Raw genomic sequence first — 14,753 nt, forward strand, 5'->3', positions numbered from 1 at the left:
GCCTACTCCTGTCCGGTGGGTCGCAGTTCGTACTTCGGGTTGAAGAGCACGCGCCTGCCCTGGCTTATCGATACCCGGCCGGAGACGATCATGCGCCGGCCCGGCTCGACACCGGCGATGGAGCGGCGGCCCAGCCAGACGACGTCGAGGGAGTCCTCGCCGTCGGTGAGCTCGGCCTGGAGGGCGGGGGTGCCCGCCCGTGGCTGCATGGTGACGGTGCGCAGCGTACCCGCGACCTTGACGACCTCGCGGTCGTGACACTGGCTGATGGGCGCGCAGTCCTTCAGGGCGGCGTCCTCGCCGGGCAGGACGTCCTCCTCCGGCACGGATTCGGCGGCGGAGATTCGGCTCAGCATCCGCCGGAACCTGCCGGCCGGGGGATGCGCACTGCGCGGACTCATGCGGGCAGGGTACCTGGCCGGGGCCCCCGATTTCACCCGCCGAATACCGTGGGTGACCCCCTAGTGCTCTTCGACGATCTGCCCGTCGACCAGCTCCAGCACCCGGTCCGCGAGGTCCAGCAGGGCCGCGTCGTGGGTAGCGACGACCGCGGTCACGCCCTCGCTGCGGACGACCGCGCGCAGCAGCTCCATCACCGCGTGGCCGGTGTCGGCGTCGAGCTGGCCGGTGGGCTCGTCGGCGATGATCAGGGCCGGCTTGTTCGCCAGGGCGCGGGCGATCGCGACGCGCTGCTGCTGGCCGCCGGAGAGCTCGCCGGGGCGCTGCTCCATGTGGTCGTCGAGGCCGACGAGGGCGAGCAGCATCCGGACGCGCTCGTCGCGCTCGTGCGGGTCGGTGCGGCGCAGGCGCATCGGGACGCCGACGTTCTCCGCGGCGGTGAGGATGGGGATCAGGCCGAAGGACTGGAAGACGAAGCCGATCCGGTCCCGGCGCAGCTCCAGCAGCCCGCTCTCGCCGAGTCCGGCGAGCTCCGTGCCGTCGAGGGCGATGCGGCCGCCGTCGGGGGTGTCGAGGCCGCCGACGAGGTTCAGCAGGGTGGTCTTGCCGGAGCCGGAGCGGCCCTTGAGGGCGACGAGCTCGCCGCGGCGGACGGTGAACGACACCCCGCGCAGCGCGTGCACGGCCGTGTCACCGCTGCCGTACGTCCGGCGGACGTCCTCGACGACGACCATCGCGTCCCCGTCCGGCCCCCGCCCCTCCAGCACCGCGCCCCGCTGCTGCCCGATTCCTGCGCCCATGGGCTGACTCCCCCCGTGTACGGCTGTTCTACGGCCCGACGCTACAGCCCGCCCACGACGCCGTGGAAGGCGGGCGGACGCCCCCGTGACCGATCCGCAAGCTCCGGGGCACGGGAAAGGCCCTCCCCGGGCGGAGAGGGCCTTCCCGTTGACTTCAGCGAACCTCGGTGATCTCCGGCCCCCGCTGCAGCGAATCGATCCCGCCGGCGAACCGCGACGCCTCGGCGTCGTCCTGCTGCACCCCGTCCGGCACCATCTGCGCGTCGGTGGGCAGCTTCAGCACGATCGGGTCGCGGGGCGCCATGGGGGACTCACCCCGTACGACGACGGCGTCCCGGAAGATCGACTCGAGCACCCCGGCGGCGGCCGGCTGCACGGCGCCCTGCCCGGAGATGACGCCGCGCAGGAACCACCGCGGCCCGTCGACGCCCACGAAGCGCACGACCTGCACGCCGCTCTTGCCGTCGGGCAGCTGCACGGGCACCTGCGCCCGCAGCTCCCAGCCCAGCGGCCCCTCGATCTCGTCGACGATGCCACCCTGCTGGGTGATCCCGGAGGCGATCTCGGAGCGGACCTCGCCCCAGATGCCCTCGTTGCGCGGCGACGCGAACGCCTGCAGCTGGATCGCGCTGTCCCGGAGCACGACCGTCGCGGCGACGATGGACTCCCCGGCCACCTCGACGCGCAGCTCCATCCCGTCCACGCCGGGCACGAACACCCCGCCGAGGTCGATCCGCCCCTCCCCGGGCTTCTCCACCTCGCTGATGTCCCACGGCCCGTCGGGCCGGGGCGCGGGAGGCAGGGAGTACGAGGTCTCCTCCACCTCTGTCTCCGCCGCCTTCTCGTCGGCCTTCTTCAGGCCGTCCGCGTCGGCGGCGTCCTCTCGCTGCTTACGACGACGTCCGAACACGTCACAGTCCTTCCCGGTCGGCAACGACCGAAGCGTACCCATGGCCGGTCCCCGAATCCCCCAGCGAGGCGTGTCCTCCTGTGGATCCGTGTCCGCCCTCACCCCTGGCGGAGCCGGGAAGCTCCGCCACCTCATGGAACCGCACGGTCTCCACCCGCTGGACGATCAGCTGGGCGATGCGGTCGAACCGCTCGATCCGCACGCTGCGCCGCGGGTCGAGATTCTGCAGAATCACCTTGACCTCCCCACGGTACCCGGCGTCCACCGTTCCGGGGGCGTTGACCACGGTCACCCCGCACCGGGCGGCGAGCCCGGAGCGCGGATGGACGAACGCCGCGTACCCATCGGGGAGGGCGATCGAAACCCCGGTGCCGACGACGGCCCGCTCACCGGGGGCCAGCTCGACGCCGTCGGTCGTGACGAGGTCCAGTCCCGCGTCGCCCGGATGCGCGTACGACGGCAGCGGCACCTCGGGGTCGACGCGCCGGATCAGGACGTCGACGGGCTCACGGGTCACGGGTTCACCTCGAAGGCGCGGGCGCGGCGCACCTGGTCCGGGTCGGCCATGGCGGCCTTGATCTCCGTGTCGCGGCCGTGGGCGATGAAGTGGTCGACCTTCACCTCGATGAACAGGGCGTCCGCGCGGACGGCGATGTCGCCGTCGGGGCCGCCGAGCCGGCCGGTGGCCGTGGAGTAGATCTTGCGGCCGTCGACGCCGGTGACATGGGCGTCGAGGTAGAGCTTGGTGTCCACCGGGACGGGGCGCAGGAAGTCCGTCTCCAGCCGGCCGGTGACGGCGATGGTGCGCAGCAGCCAGCTGAGGGCGCCCAGCGTCTCGTCCAGGGCCGTGGCCAGCACCCCGCCGTGGGCGAGGCCCGGGGCGCCCTGGTGGGCCTTCTTGACGGTGAACTCGGCCGTGACGCTGACGCCCTCGCCGGCGCGGGCCGCGAGGTGCAGACCGTGGTCCTGGCCGCCGCCGCAGCCGAAGCACTCGTCGTAGTGGCTGCCCAGCAGCTCGCCGGGCGCGGGCGCGTCGGGATGGCGCCGGGGGGCGGCGGCGCCCTCGGGGGGCCGCAGGGTTTCGTTACGGGGACTCACGGTGCCAGACCCTACCGGCTGACGTGCAAAGCTTTGGTCATGGAGTCTTACGACGAGCGGCTGAGCGCGCCGCGTACCTGGTGGGTGGTCGCCGCCCTGGTGGGCCTGAGCCTGGGCCTGATCTTCCTGCCGTTCGGCGTCCTGGCCTCGCTGGCCGCGATCGTGTGCGGGGTGGCCGTCGCGGCGGTGTGCGTCTCGGCGTACGGATCGGCGCGGATCAGGATCGCCGGCGACTCGCTGGTGACGCCCACGGCCCGGATCCCGCTGACCGCGCTGGGGCCGGCGGAGGCGCTGGACGGGGCGGCGGCCCGCGACTGGCGTACGCACAGGGCGGACACCCGCGCGTACATGCTGCTGCGCAGCTACATCCCCACCGCCGTCCGGATCCCGGTCGTCGATCCGCAGGACCCGACGCCGTACCTCTATCTGTCGACCCGGTCGCCCCAGCGGCTGGTCAAGGCGCTGGATTCGGTGCGCCCGGCGGACTGAGCCGGGATCGCGGAGCTGTCCCACGGGATCTGGCGGGGCCTGAGGTCCGCGCGGACGCGGGCGGCCAGCCGGCGGGTGTCGCGGCGGTTCATGTACGCGCCCGCGGCGGCGCCGACGAGGAACGGCACCAGCACGGGCAGATTGCGGATCAGCCGTTTGAGGACCTGCTGGCGCAGCTGCTTGGCCAGCTCGCTCCCGAGCAGCGTGTGGACGCCCTTGGCCCGGTTCGCCGTGTGACCGCCGTCGGACGCCCACACGGACACGTAGGCGTAGGCGCGCTGCGCCTTGCTGCCCGGGGCCCGCAGACCGTAGACCTCGTGCAGCTCCGCCAGGAGCTTGATCTCGATCATGGCGACCCCGAGCACCTCGCCGGCCAGCTCCGCCGGCATGGCCGGCGGGACGGGCAGCATCGACGCGGCGCCGACACCGGCGCCCACGCCCGAGGTGCCTTTCACGGCCCCGGCCACGAGCTTGTCCGCAAGCTCCTCCGGGCCGAGGCCGGGAAACTGCCCGCGCAGGGTCGCGAGGTCTCGGACAGGGATACGCGGCGCGTTGTCGACGATGGCGTCCGCCGCCAGGCCCAGTGCCCGGCGGGCGCCGCGCACCGTCGCACGCGTCACTCTGCGGGCACGCCCCTCGGGGCGTGCCGTACCGTTCCCGTCCCCGCCCGCCACGGCTGCGCGCCGCCTGTCAGGCTGCGCAGTCGCGGCAGATGGGGTTGCCGTTCTTCTCCGCCGCGAGCTGGCTGCGGTGGTGGACCAGGAAGCAGCTCATGCAGGTGAACTCGTCCGCCTGCTTGGGCAGCACCCGGACGGCCAGCTCCTCGTTGGAGAGGTCGGCGCCGGGCAGCTCGAGGCCTTCGGCGGCCTCGAACTCGTCGACGTCGACGGTCGAGGTGGCCTTGTCGTTCCGCCGGGCCTTGAGCTCCTCGATGGAGTCCTCGTTGACGTCGTCGTCGGTCTTGCGTGGAGTGTCGTAATCCGTAGCCATGGTGGTTCTCCCCCTCTGGGTGGTCTGTGGTGTCTCCAGCGCTCGTAACGCGTGAGAGGCCGGACTTGTGCCCGACCCGAGGCGGAGATTTTGCCTCACATCAACGTCTGTTATGCGATCGACACCCGCCGGGACCCCTGAAGAGGTGATCCTGGGAGGTGGCGAACGGGACCGTACACGATCCTGCTGGCCCGCGCTCGCATGCCATCCCCGGTACTTCCCGTGAGCGACGCCCGGGTAAACCCGGATCAACCCGGGAAAATTCCGGACATCCCCGATCACTCAGCGCAGTCGCCCCCGCTGCCACGGCCTGTGATCGATCACACACCATAACCGGGCCTCAGACGGGCAGCACGACACGGACGACCAGGCCACCGCCGTCGCGGGGCTCGGCGACGACCGTGCCGCCGTGCGCCCGCGTGACGGATCGCACAATGGACAGTCCGAGCCCGACACCCTTGTCGCTGCCGGTGCGCTCGGTACGCAGTCTGCGGAACGGCTCGAAGAGGTTGTCCACCTCGTACGCGGGGACGACCGGCCCGGTGTTGCTCACGGTCAGCAGGGCCAGCCCGGCCTGCGCCTCGGTGGTCACCTCGACCCAGCCGTCCCGGGGCACGTTGTACCGCACGGCGTTCTGCACCAGGTTCAGCGCCACCCGTTCGAGGAGTACGCCGTTGCCCTGGACATACGCCGGCTGACGGACCCCGCGCAGCTCCACGGCCTTCTTGTCGGCCTCGGTGCGGACCTGGTCCACCGCCTGCGAGGCGACCTCGGCGAGGTCCACGGGCTTGCGGTCGACGATCTCGTTCTCCGAGCGGGCCAGGAGCAGCAGGCCCTCCACGAGCTGCTCGCTGCGCTCGTTGGTGGCCAGCAGCGTCTTGCCCAGCTGGGTGAGGTCCGGGGAGGCCGCGGGGTCGGACATCTGCACCTCGAGGAGGGTGCGGTTGATGGCCAGGGGGGTGCGCAGCTCGTGCGAGGCGTTGGCGACGAAGCGCTGCTGGGCGTTGAAGGCGCGGTCGAGGCGGTCGAGCATGTCGTCGAAGGTGTCCGCGAGCTCCTTCAGCTCGTCGTCCGGGCCGTCCAGCTCGATCCGCTTGTGCAGGTCGGAGCCGGCGACGGAGCGGGCGGTACGGGTGATGCGGCCCAGCGGGGAGAGCACCCGGCCGGCCATCAGATAGCCGAGGGCGAACGCGAGGAGCGTCATGCCGAGGAGGGCGAACAGGGAGCGGCGCAGCAGGGAGTCCAGGGCCAGGCGCTGCTGGGTCTCGATGCAGACCTCCTGGATACGGTTGAACTCCTGGACGGTCATGCTGGGCGCCGTCTGCGCCTGGGCGCAGTCCGTCAGCGGCTTGACCTCCAGGCCGCCGGGAATGTTGGACAGCCGGAAGTTCGTGGCGCCGCCGTCGTGCAGGGCCTGCGCCGCGAGCAGATAGATGATCGTGAGCAGCACCATGCCGGCCATCAGGAACAGCCCGCCGTACAGCAGCGTGAGCCGTATCCGGATGGTGGGGCGCAGCCACGGGTGGGCCTGGGCGGGCTGCGGGTCCCAGGTGGGCTTGGGGGGCGCGGGCCTGCCCTGCGGGGCGCCGGCGGGGGGCCGCGGCGGGGCGGTCGGGGCGGGGGCCGGTTCGGCGGGGACGTCGGTCACGGCGGTCAGATCCGGTAGCCGGAGCCGGGCACGGTGATGATCACGGGCGGCTCGCCGAGCTTGCGGCGCAGGGTCATCACGGTGACGCGGACGACGTTGGTGAACGGGTCGGTGTTCTCGTCCCAGGCCTTCTCCAGCAGCTGCTCCGCGGAGACCACGGCGCCCTCCGAGCGCATCAGCACCTCGAGGACGGCGAACTCCTTCGGCGCGAGCTGCACCTCGTGGCCGTCGCGGAAGACCTCGCGGCGGTTGGGGTCGAGCCGGATGCCGGCCCGCTCCAGCACGGGCGGCAGCGCCTGGGTCGTACGGCGGCCCAGCGCGCGGACGCGGGCGATGAGTTCGCTGAAGGCGAAAGGCTTGGGGAGATAGTCGTCGGCGCCCAGCTCCAGGCCCTCCACGCGGTCGCTGATGTCGCCGGAGGCGGTGAGCATCAGCACCCGGGTGGGCACGCCGAGTTCGACGACCTTGCGGCACACGTCGTCGCCGTGCACCAGCGGCAGGTCGCGGTCCAGGACGACCACGTCGTAGTCGTTGAGGTCGATCCGGTCGAGCGCCGCCGCCCCGTCGTACACCACGTCCACGGCCATGGCCTCGCGGCGCAGCCCGGTGGCCACGGCATCGGCGAGCAGCTGCTCGTCCTCGACGACGAGTACGCGCAAGGGGGTGTCCTTCCCAACGGGCGCCCGGCAGGGACGCGGCGGGGCGGCCGGGATCCGGGCGCCGTGCTGTGTCCATCCTGCCTGCAAAGGCCGTAAACCGGTCGTAAGCCCGGACGGATCGGGGCCCCGCGGGGACGGGCCGTGCGGACCGTGACGGGAAAATTCCGGGGAGCGATGTTTCCCGGGCGCGCGGCTTGGGGAGGACGACTGCACACCCGCCGATCACACACGTCCGGCATACCCGTGAGGCACGGCATCCAGAGCTGTAGCCGCCGGACTCCCTCGTGATCACCCGCCGTCGGCACACCCCCGTGCCCATCGACCTACCGCCGAGGGGGCTCACATGGACGCATTCACCGCTGGCCTTTTGCAGCGCATAAGGAACACCGAGTCGGACATCGACCGCGCCCGTGAGTCGGGCGACGACTTCCTGGTCGACCTCGAGACCGCCGAGCTGGAGGACCTGCGCAGGCTCGCCGCCGACCACGGTGTCGAACTCGCCGGCCGCAACTGACCCCCTGACCGCCGAGCCACCCCACGCCCCCGGTGCGACGTGCACCGGGGGCGTCGTACGTCCGGGGCTCAGTCGTGCCACGCCCCCAGCTCGTCCAGCAGCCGCTGCAGCGGCTCGAACACCCCCGGCGACGCCGCGACCGCCAGCTCGCCCGACAGCGGCTCCCCCGGCCGCGCGCCCGTGAGCGCCCCGGCCTCGCGGGCGATCAGGTCGCCGGCCGCCAGGTCCCACGGGTTCAGCCCCCGCTCGAAGTAGCCGTCGAGCCGCCCCGCGGCCACGTCGCACAGGTCGATCGCCGCCGACCCGCCCCGCCGGATGTCCCGCACCCGCGGCAGCAGCACCCGTACGACCTCCGCCTGCGTCGCCCGCCGGTCCCGCAGATAGCCGAACCCCGTCCCGATCAGCGCCTGCGCCAGCGGCGGCGCGGGCCGGCACCGCAGCGGGACACCGTCCGCGAACGCACCGCCGCCCAGCACCGCGTGATACGTCTCACGCCGCATCGGAGCCGCCACCACGCCGGCGATCCGCTCCCACGTCCCCGGCACCTCCCCCCGGGCCTCCACAGCGACGGACACCGACCAGTCGGGCCGCCCGTAGAGGTAGTTCACCGTGCCGTCCAGCGGGTCCACGACCCACCGCACCCCACTGCTGCCCTCGACGCTCGTGCCCTCCTCGCCCAGGATCCCGTCACCGGGCCGCTCCCGGGCGATCAGCCCGGTGATCAGCTTCTCGGCGGCGAGGTCCATCTCGGTGACGACGTCGACGCTGCTGGACTTCGTCGCGGCGACCCCGAGGTCGTCCGGGCGCCCGTCGCGCAGCAGCTCGCCGGCGGTCCGGGCGGCCCGCAGCGCCAGCTCCAGGAGTTCCTCCCTCACCGCGCCGCCTCCGCCGTCTCCGGACCCGCCACGACCGGCTTCCAGGCCCGCCCGGGGCAGCAGCCCGCCCGGCACACGTCGTGGCTGGGCCCCAGCGCGCCCAGCGCGCACCGCTGCGGCGTCCCGCCCCGCTCGGCGGCGGCCCGCTCCAGCACCAGGTCGCGCACCGCGGCGACGAACCGCGGGTCGGCGCCGACGGTGGCCGAGCGCACCACCGGCAGGCCCAGCTCCGCGGCCTTGGCGACGGCCTCGGTGTCCAGGTCGTAGACGACCTCCATGTGGTCGGACACGAACCCGATCGGGACCATCACGACGGCCGGCGCCCCCGCGGCGTGCACCGTCTCGAGGTGGTCGCAGATGTCCGGCTCCAGCCACGGGATGTGCGGGGCGCCGCTGCGCGACTGGTAGACGAGCTCCCACTCCCGCGCCACCCCGGTGGCCTCCCGGACGGCGTCCGCGACGAGCCGGGCCGCGTCCAGGTGCTGCGCGACGTACGCGCCGCCCTCGGGGCCGGAGCCGTCGGCGGCCGTGAGGGGGATGGAGTGCGTGCTGAACGCCAGCCGGGCGCCGGCCCGCACGTCCTCGGGCAGCTTGCCGAGGGCGTCCAGGACGCCGTCGATGATCGGCTCGACGAAGCCGGGGTGGTTGAAGTAGTGCCGGAGCTTGTCGACCTCGAGCTCGACGCCCTCCTCGGCGCGCAGGGTCGCCAGCGCCCCGGCCAGATTCTCGCGGTACTGCCGGCAGCCGGAGTACGAGGCGTACGCGCTGGTCACCAGCGTGAGCACCCGGCGGTGACCGTCGGCCGCCAGCTCGCGCAGGGTGTCGAGGAGGTACGGGGCCCAGTTCCGGTTGCCCCAGTAGACCGGCAGGTCCAGGCCGTGTCCGGCGAAGTCCTCGCGCAGCGCCGCCAGCAGCGTGCGGTTCTGCGCGTTGATCGGGCTGACCCCGTCGAACAGGAAGTAGTGCTTGCCCACCTCCTCCAGCCGCTCGCGCGGGATCCCCCGCCCGCGGGTCACGTTCTCCAGGAACGGGACGACGTCCCCGGGCCCTTCCGGACCGCCGAAGGAGAGCAGCAGCAGGGCGTCGTACGGTCGTACGTCGTGCGATTCGGACATACGCCGATCCTGCCACCTCCCCGCACCGCGGGCGGCGGCAGCCGGGGCGGAGTCCGGCGGTGCTCCTCGTGACCTGGGGTGATCCGTCCGCCGTTTAATCTGGAACGATCCGTCGCCCCCTGTCCCCTGTGAGCCGAAGTTGCTGGGTCCCTACCGTGCCGTCTACGCCCGCCCGGGCACCGTGGCCTTCTCCGTCGCGGGCTTCGTGGGCCGGATGCCGATGGCCATGGCCGGCCTCGGCATCGTCACGATGATGTCCCAGCTCACCGGGCGGTACGGGCTGGCGGGCAGCATCACGGCGACCCTCGGGTTCGCCACCGCGCTGCTCGGCCCGCAGATCTCCCGGCTCACCGACCGGTACGGGCAGCGGCGCGTGGTGCGCCCGGCGGCCCTGATATCCGTGGCCGCGCTCGGCCTGCTGTGCCTGACCGCCCGGGAGGGCTGGCCCGACTGGCTGCTGTTCGTCTTCGCGGCGGTCGCCGGCTGCATCCCGAACGTCGGCTCCCTGGTCCGCGCCCGCTGGGCCCTGATCTACCGCGACGAGGGCGGGGACCGGCTGCACACGGCGTACGCCCTGGAGTCCGTCGTCGACGAGATCTGCTTCATCGTCGGCCCGTTCCTGGCCATCGGCCTGTCCACCGCCGTCGTCCCGGAGGCCGGGCCGCTGCTGGCGGCGGGCTTCCTGCTGGTGGGCGTCTGGTGGCTGACCGCCCAGCGCGCCACCGAGCCGCCGCCCCATCCGCCGGGCCACCGGGCGGGGCCCAGCGCCCTGCGCGCGCGGGGCATACCGTGGCTGATGGCCGCGTTCGTGGCGACGGGGGCGCTGCTGGCGGGGACCGAGGTGTCCACCGTGGCGTTCGCCGACGAGGAGGGCCGCAAGGCCGCCGCGAGCGTGGTGCTGGCGCTGTGGGCGCTGGGTTCCGGGACGGCCGGGCTGGTGTTCGGTCTGGTACGTCCGAAAGGCCCGCTGTCCAGGCGCTTCCTGCTGGGCGTGACGGCCATGGCCGTGAGTATGATCCCCCTCCAACTGGTCAGTAGCCTGTCGCTGCTGACCGTGGCGCTCTTCCTCTCCGGCATGGCCGTCGCCCCCACGATGGTGACGACGATGGGCATGGTGGAGAAGCTCGTCCCGCCGGCCCGGCTCACCGAGGGCATGACGTGGGTGGGCACCGGACTTTCGGTCGGCGCGGCGTTCGGCTCGGCGGTGGCCGGCTGGGCGATCGACGGCGGCGGGTCCCGGGCCGGTTTCGCCGTCCCGGGGGTCTCGGGAGTGCTCGCGGTCGCGGTGGCGCTGCTGGGGTACCGCCGGCTGCGGTCGGCGCCCGCGCGGGAGGGGTCGGACATTGGCAGCGGACAGGAGCACGTGGCGTAACTGGGCGGGGAACGTCTCCGCGACGCCGGCCGGGAGCGTCACGCCGGCGAGCGCGCAGGAGGTCGCCGAGGCGGTCGTCGCGGCGGCCGGGCGGGGGCAGACGGTCAAGGCGGCCGGTACGGGGCACTCGTTCACCCCCATAGCCGCGACCGACGGGCTGGTGATCCGGCCCGAACGGCTGACGGGGATCCGGGCGATCGACCGGGAGGCCGGCACCGTCACGGTGGGCGCGGGGACGCCCCTGAAGGTCCTCAACCGGGAGCTGACCGCCGAGGGCCTGTCCCTGACCAATATGGGCGACATCATGGAGCAGACCGTCTCCGGCGCCGTCAGCACCGGCACCCACGGCACCGGCCGGGCCTCCGCCTCGCTGGCCGCGCAGGTGGTGGGCCTCGAGCTGGTCACGGCCGACGGCCGCGTGCTCCAGTGCTCGGCACAGGAGAACGCCGAGGTCTTCACCGCCGCCCGGCTCGGGCTCGGCGCGCTGGGCGTGCTCACCTCGCTGACGTTCGCGGTGGAGCCGGTGTTCCTGCTGACCGCGCGGGAGCAGCCGATGGGGTTCGACGAGGTGACCGGGCGGTTCGAGGAACTGGCGGCCGGCAACGAGCACTTCGAGTTCTACTGGTTCCCGCACACCGCCAACTGCCACACCAAGCGCAACAACCGCAGCGAGGGCCCGGCGAAGCCGCTCGGCGCCGCCGGCCGCTGGCTGGAGGAGGAGCTGCTGTCCAACGGCGTGTGGGAGGTGGCCTGCCGGGTCGGCCGGGCCCTGCCCGGGACCATCCCGGCGATCGCGAGGGTCTCCAGCCGGGCGTGGTCGGAGCGGACGTACACGGACGTGCCGTACAAGGTCTACACCAGCCCGCGCCGGGTGCGGTTCGTGGAGATGGAGTACGCCCTGCCGCGCGCCGCCGCCGTCGGGGCGCTGCGCGAACTGAAGGCCCTGGTCGACTCGTCGGACCACCGGATCAGCTTCCCCGTGGAGGTGCGGCTGGCGCCGGCCGACGACCTCCCGCTGTCCACGGCGTCCGGGCGCGACACCGCGTACATCGCGGTGCACATGTACCGCGGGACGCCGCACGAGGAGTACTTCGGGGCCGTGGAGAAGATCATGACGGCGCACGAGGGGCGACCGCACTGGGGGAAGCTGCACACGCGCGACGCGGAGTATCTGGCGTCCGTCTACCCGCGGTTCGGGGAGTTCCTCGGCGTCCGGGAGAAGCTCGACCCGGGCCGGGTCTTCACCAACGCGTACCTCCGGCGGGTCCTGGGCTGAGCCCGGGACGGGTCCGTGCCGCGCTGTGATCCTTCGCACGTACCGCGCAGGTTTATCCGCGGGCCGGCCCCGCCGGTGATCACGCTCCGCCACCAGGGGCACTCCGGGCGAAAATTCCCTCTTTCGGCGCACAGACGGACAGAAACGGGCAGCGACTCGGATCACTTGATTCCGAATCGGTTGATTCTGTGACGGACCGCGCTCGGTTTGCCCTCGCTGACGTGCGGGGAGGGATCAACTCCCGCACTCCGTGAGAAGTTAGGCGGCGCGGCGGCCCGACCTTCCGGCACGATTGGAGCCCGAATGGAGTACTGTGACGAACCCGTGCTCCGGAGTCCCGTCCATGGGTGACCCCACCGGTCACTCAGCGTTGCAAATCGGTAACCGTGTCATAACGGCGCTTCGGACCCAAGGTCCGACACGCCGGGCAACTCGGCAATGTTGTGGCAGGCCGAACCCGGGCAGGCCACACTCGACTAGCGGAACTCGATCAGCGGAAGCAGCGACGCACACGTGACGTCGGCAGGCACGACCCGGGAGGTCCCCATGCCCGAACTGCGCGTCGTGGCCGTCAGCAACGACGGCACACGGCTGGTGCTGAAGGCTGCGGACGCCACGGAGTACACCCTTCCGATCGACGAGCGGCTGCGCGCCGCCGTCCGCAACGACCGGGCCCGTCTCGGCCAGATCGAGATCGAGGTCGAGTCGCATCTGCGGCCCCGCGACATCCAGGCGCGGATACGGGCCGGTGCCTCCGCCGAGGAGGTCGCGGCGCTGGCCGGCATCCCCGTGGACCGGGTGCGGCGCTTCGAGGGCCCCGTGCTCGCCGAGCGCGCGTTCATGGCCGAGCGGGCGCGCAAGACACCCGTGCGCCGGCCCGGCGAGTCCACCGGCCCCGCCCTGGGCGACGCGGTCGCCGAGCGGCTGGTGCTGCGCGGCGCGGAGAAGGACACCGTCCAGTGGGACTCCTGGCGGCGGGACGACGGCACCTGGGAGGTGCTGCTGGTCTACCGCGTCGCCGGTGAGCCGCATTCGGCGGGCTGGACCTACGACCCGCCGCGCCGCCTGGTGCAGGCCGTGGACGACGAGGCGCGTTCCCTCATCGGCGACACGGACGACGCCCCCGAGCCGTCGTTCCCGTTCGTGCCGCGGATCGCCCGGCTGCCCCGGCCAGACCGGGACACCGACGGCTCCGACCGGGAGACCGGCCAGGGCCGCGACGGACGCGGCGTGCCCGGGAGCGGCAAGGACAAGGGCGGGGACTCGCTGACGAGTCTGCTGGAGGCGGTGCCCAACTTCCGCGGCGATCTGGTGGTGCCCGAGCAGGCACCGGCCGCCGAGGTGCCGGAGGCGCCCGTACAGCAGCCGCCCGCCGAGGTCGAGGAGCCGCCGGCGCCGGCCGCGTCCGCGGGATCGGCGGGGTCCGCGTACGCGGACGTGCTGATGCCGCGCAGCGTGCGCGGGCACCGGGACCGGCTCACGGGCCAGACGGACCGGCAGGCGGAGGCGGACGGCGTCCGCCCCGGCAGGCGGGCTTCGGTGCCGTCGTGGGACGAGATCGTCTTCGGGTCGCGGCGGAAGAAGCCGGAGTAACGGGCCGCGTAACGACCGCGAAGGGCCGGGATTCCTCCCGGCCCTTCGTCGTACGGACCACCGTCGGCCCGCGTCAGCCCGCGTCGGGGCCCGTCGCCACCGGGCGGGACGGGTCGCCCGACCACTCCGACCAGGAGCCGACGTACAGCGACGCCTCCACGCCCGCCACCGCGAGCGCCAGCACCTCGTGGGCGGCCGAGACGCCCGAGCCGCAGTACACGCCGACCTCCGCGCCGGGGACCGCCCCGAGGGCCGCGAAACGGGCGGCCAGGTCCGCCGGGGGGCGGAAGGTGCCGTCGGGGGTGACGTTCTGGGTCGTGGGCGCGTTGAGGGCGCCCGGGATGTGGCCGGCGACCTTGTCGATCGGCTCCGTCTCGCCCCGGTAACGCTCCCCCGCCCGCGCGTCGAGCAGCACCCCCCGCCGGGCCAGCACGGCGGCCTCGTCGGCGGTCAGCAGACCCCGCACGCGCGGCTCCGGGCGGAAGTCGCCGGGGGGCGGGGCGGGGGTGTCCGTGGACAGCGGGCCCTCCCAGGCGTCCACGCCGCCGTCCAGCACGCGGACGTCGGGATGACCCGTCCGGCGCAGCATCCACCAGGCGCGGGCGGACGCCCAGCCCTGCCAGCCGTCGTACACGACCACGCCGCGTCCGGCGGACACCCCGGCGCGCCGCATCGCCTCCCCGAAGGCGCCGGGCGGCGGCAGCGGATGGCGGCCGGCCGGCCCGGGCGGACCCGCGAGCTCGGCCTCCAGGTCGACGTACACCGCGCCGGGGATGTGCCCCTCGTCGTACGTCTCCCGTCCGGGCGGACCGCCCATCCGGTAGCGGACATCGAGCAGCAGCGGCGGTCGCGGGCCGGCGAGCTCCGCGGCGAGTTCGCGGGCGGAAACGAGTGGGCTCATGAGATGCATCATCGCGCAACCCCTATCCGCACATCCGCGGGACTCGAGCTCAGCTCGACGTGAGCGCCCGGACACCCTCCGGAAACGTCGCGGAAACCTCATCACGGACATTTC

Annotated in this window: 17 protein-coding genes; 5 read left to right on the plus strand and 12 right to left on the minus strand. The window is 73.2% G+C overall.

Annotation, left to right across the window (positions count from 1 at the left end; all coding sequences use genetic code 11):
* Window positions 1–2: 2 nt before the first annotated feature.
* The 5 genes from SRB5_RS15255 to SRB5_RS15275 all read right to left on the minus strand — a co-directional run bounded on the left by SRB5_RS15255 (window position 3) and on the right by SRB5_RS15275 (window position 3,207).
* A complete protein-coding gene (locus SRB5_RS15255) occupies window positions 3–401 on the minus strand; it encodes an OB-fold nucleic acid binding domain-containing protein (protein WP_153452501.1) in 399 nt (132 codons plus the stop codon).
* Between the two features lie 60 nt (window positions 402–461).
* The gene (locus tag SRB5_RS15260) at window positions 462–1,133 is read right to left on the minus strand and encodes an ABC transporter ATP-binding protein (protein WP_228390071.1); all 672 of its coding nucleotides are present in this window, start codon (window positions 1,131–1,133) and stop codon (window positions 462–464) included.
* Between the two features lie 220 nt (window positions 1,134–1,353).
* Window positions 1,354–2,109: a DUF3710 domain-containing protein gene (locus SRB5_RS15265; protein WP_407703920.1), complete on the minus strand. Its 756-nt coding sequence runs from the start codon at window positions 2,107–2,109 to the stop codon at window positions 1,354–1,356.
* Window position 2,110: 1 nt separating this feature from the next.
* Window positions 2,111–2,626 (minus strand): dUTP diphosphatase, encoded by a 516-nt coding sequence (dut, locus tag SRB5_RS15270; RefSeq protein WP_323377943.1) that lies wholly within the window; start codon window positions 2,624–2,626, stop codon window positions 2,111–2,113.
* Complete coding sequence (locus SRB5_RS15275; protein WP_323377944.1) at window positions 2,623–3,207, minus strand: PaaI family thioesterase; 585 nt, start codon at window positions 3,205–3,207, stop codon at window positions 2,623–2,625. The genes dut and SRB5_RS15275 overlap by 4 nt, the downstream gene beginning before the upstream one ends.
* 39 nt (window positions 3,208–3,246) lie before the next feature.
* Between SRB5_RS15275 and SRB5_RS15280 the strand changes: the two genes are divergently transcribed.
* A complete protein-coding gene (locus SRB5_RS15280; RefSeq protein ID WP_153452504.1) occupies window positions 3,247–3,696 on the plus strand; it encodes a DUF3093 domain-containing protein in 450 nt (149 codons plus the stop codon).
* Here the strand turns inward: SRB5_RS15280 and SRB5_RS15285 are convergent.
* The 4 genes from SRB5_RS15285 to SRB5_RS15300 all read right to left on the minus strand — a co-directional run bounded on the left by SRB5_RS15285 (window position 3,630) and on the right by SRB5_RS15300 (window position 6,993).
* Window positions 3,630–4,316, minus strand: a complete 687-nt coding sequence (locus tag SRB5_RS15285) for a hypothetical protein (protein ID WP_153452505.1) — start codon at window positions 4,314–4,316, stop codon at window positions 3,630–3,632. The genes SRB5_RS15280 and SRB5_RS15285 overlap by 67 nt on opposite strands.
* Before the next feature lie 70 nt (window positions 4,317–4,386).
* Complete coding sequence (locus tag SRB5_RS15290; RefSeq protein WP_153452506.1) at window positions 4,387–4,686, minus strand: DUF4193 domain-containing protein; 300 nt, start codon at window positions 4,684–4,686, stop codon at window positions 4,387–4,389.
* A gap of 340 nt (window positions 4,687–5,026) precedes the next feature.
* Window positions 5,027–6,202: a sensor histidine kinase gene (locus SRB5_RS15295; RefSeq protein ID WP_407703921.1), complete on the minus strand. Its 1,176-nt coding sequence runs from the start codon at window positions 6,200–6,202 to the stop codon at window positions 5,027–5,029.
* A 137-nt stretch (window positions 6,203–6,339) separates the two neighbouring features.
* Window positions 6,340–6,993: a response regulator transcription factor gene (locus tag SRB5_RS15300; protein ID WP_153452507.1), complete on the minus strand. Its 654-nt coding sequence runs from the start codon at window positions 6,991–6,993 to the stop codon at window positions 6,340–6,342.
* A 343-nt stretch (window positions 6,994–7,336) separates the two neighbouring features.
* Here SRB5_RS15300 and SRB5_RS35885 point away from each other — a divergent pair, with 343 nt between their 5' ends.
* Window positions 7,337–7,507, plus strand: a complete 171-nt coding sequence (locus SRB5_RS35885; RefSeq protein WP_194292937.1) for a hypothetical protein — start codon at window positions 7,337–7,339, stop codon at window positions 7,505–7,507.
* Between the two features lie 68 nt (window positions 7,508–7,575).
* Here SRB5_RS35885 and SRB5_RS15305 read toward each other — a convergent pair whose 3' ends face one another.
* Window positions 7,576–8,382, minus strand: a complete 807-nt coding sequence (locus SRB5_RS15305) for an inositol monophosphatase family protein (RefSeq protein WP_323377946.1) — start codon at window positions 8,380–8,382, stop codon at window positions 7,576–7,578.
* Entirely contained in the window at window positions 8,379–9,497 is a 1,119-nt protein-coding gene (locus tag SRB5_RS15310) for a ferrochelatase (protein ID WP_153452508.1), read from the minus strand. The genes SRB5_RS15305 and SRB5_RS15310 overlap by 4 nt, the downstream gene beginning before the upstream one ends.
* Before the next feature lie 139 nt (window positions 9,498–9,636).
* On the opposite strand from SRB5_RS15310, the gene SRB5_RS15315 reads away from it, so the two are divergent.
* From SRB5_RS15315 to sepH, 3 genes are all read left to right on the plus strand, one after another.
* Window positions 9,637–10,869: an MFS transporter gene (locus tag SRB5_RS15315; protein ID WP_153452509.1), complete on the plus strand. Its 1,233-nt coding sequence runs from the start codon at window positions 9,637–9,639 to the stop codon at window positions 10,867–10,869.
* On the plus strand, window positions 10,841–12,145 hold the full coding sequence (locus SRB5_RS15320) for a D-arabinono-1,4-lactone oxidase (protein WP_153452510.1): 1,305 nt from the start codon (window positions 10,841–10,843) through the stop codon (window positions 12,143–12,145). The genes SRB5_RS15315 and SRB5_RS15320 overlap by 29 nt, the downstream gene beginning before the upstream one ends.
* Before the next feature lie 513 nt (window positions 12,146–12,658).
* Complete coding sequence (sepH, locus tag SRB5_RS15325) at window positions 12,659–13,738, plus strand: septation protein SepH (RefSeq protein ID WP_323377947.1); 1,080 nt, start codon at window positions 12,659–12,661, stop codon at window positions 13,736–13,738.
* A 73-nt stretch (window positions 13,739–13,811) separates the two neighbouring features.
* Here the strand turns inward: sepH and SRB5_RS15330 are convergent, their stop codons facing one another.
* Window positions 13,812–14,639 carry a sulfurtransferase gene (locus tag SRB5_RS15330; RefSeq protein ID WP_194292938.1) on the minus strand — a complete coding sequence of 276 codons (828 nt, stop codon included), beginning with the start codon at window positions 14,637–14,639 and terminating at the stop codon, window positions 13,812–13,814.
* Window positions 14,640–14,753 lie beyond the last annotated feature (114 nt).

Origin of the sequence: Streptomyces smaragdinus (assembly GCF_009604385.1) — a bacterium.
Lineage (GTDB): Bacteria > Actinomycetota > Actinomycetes > Streptomycetales > Streptomycetaceae > Streptomyces > Streptomyces smaragdinus.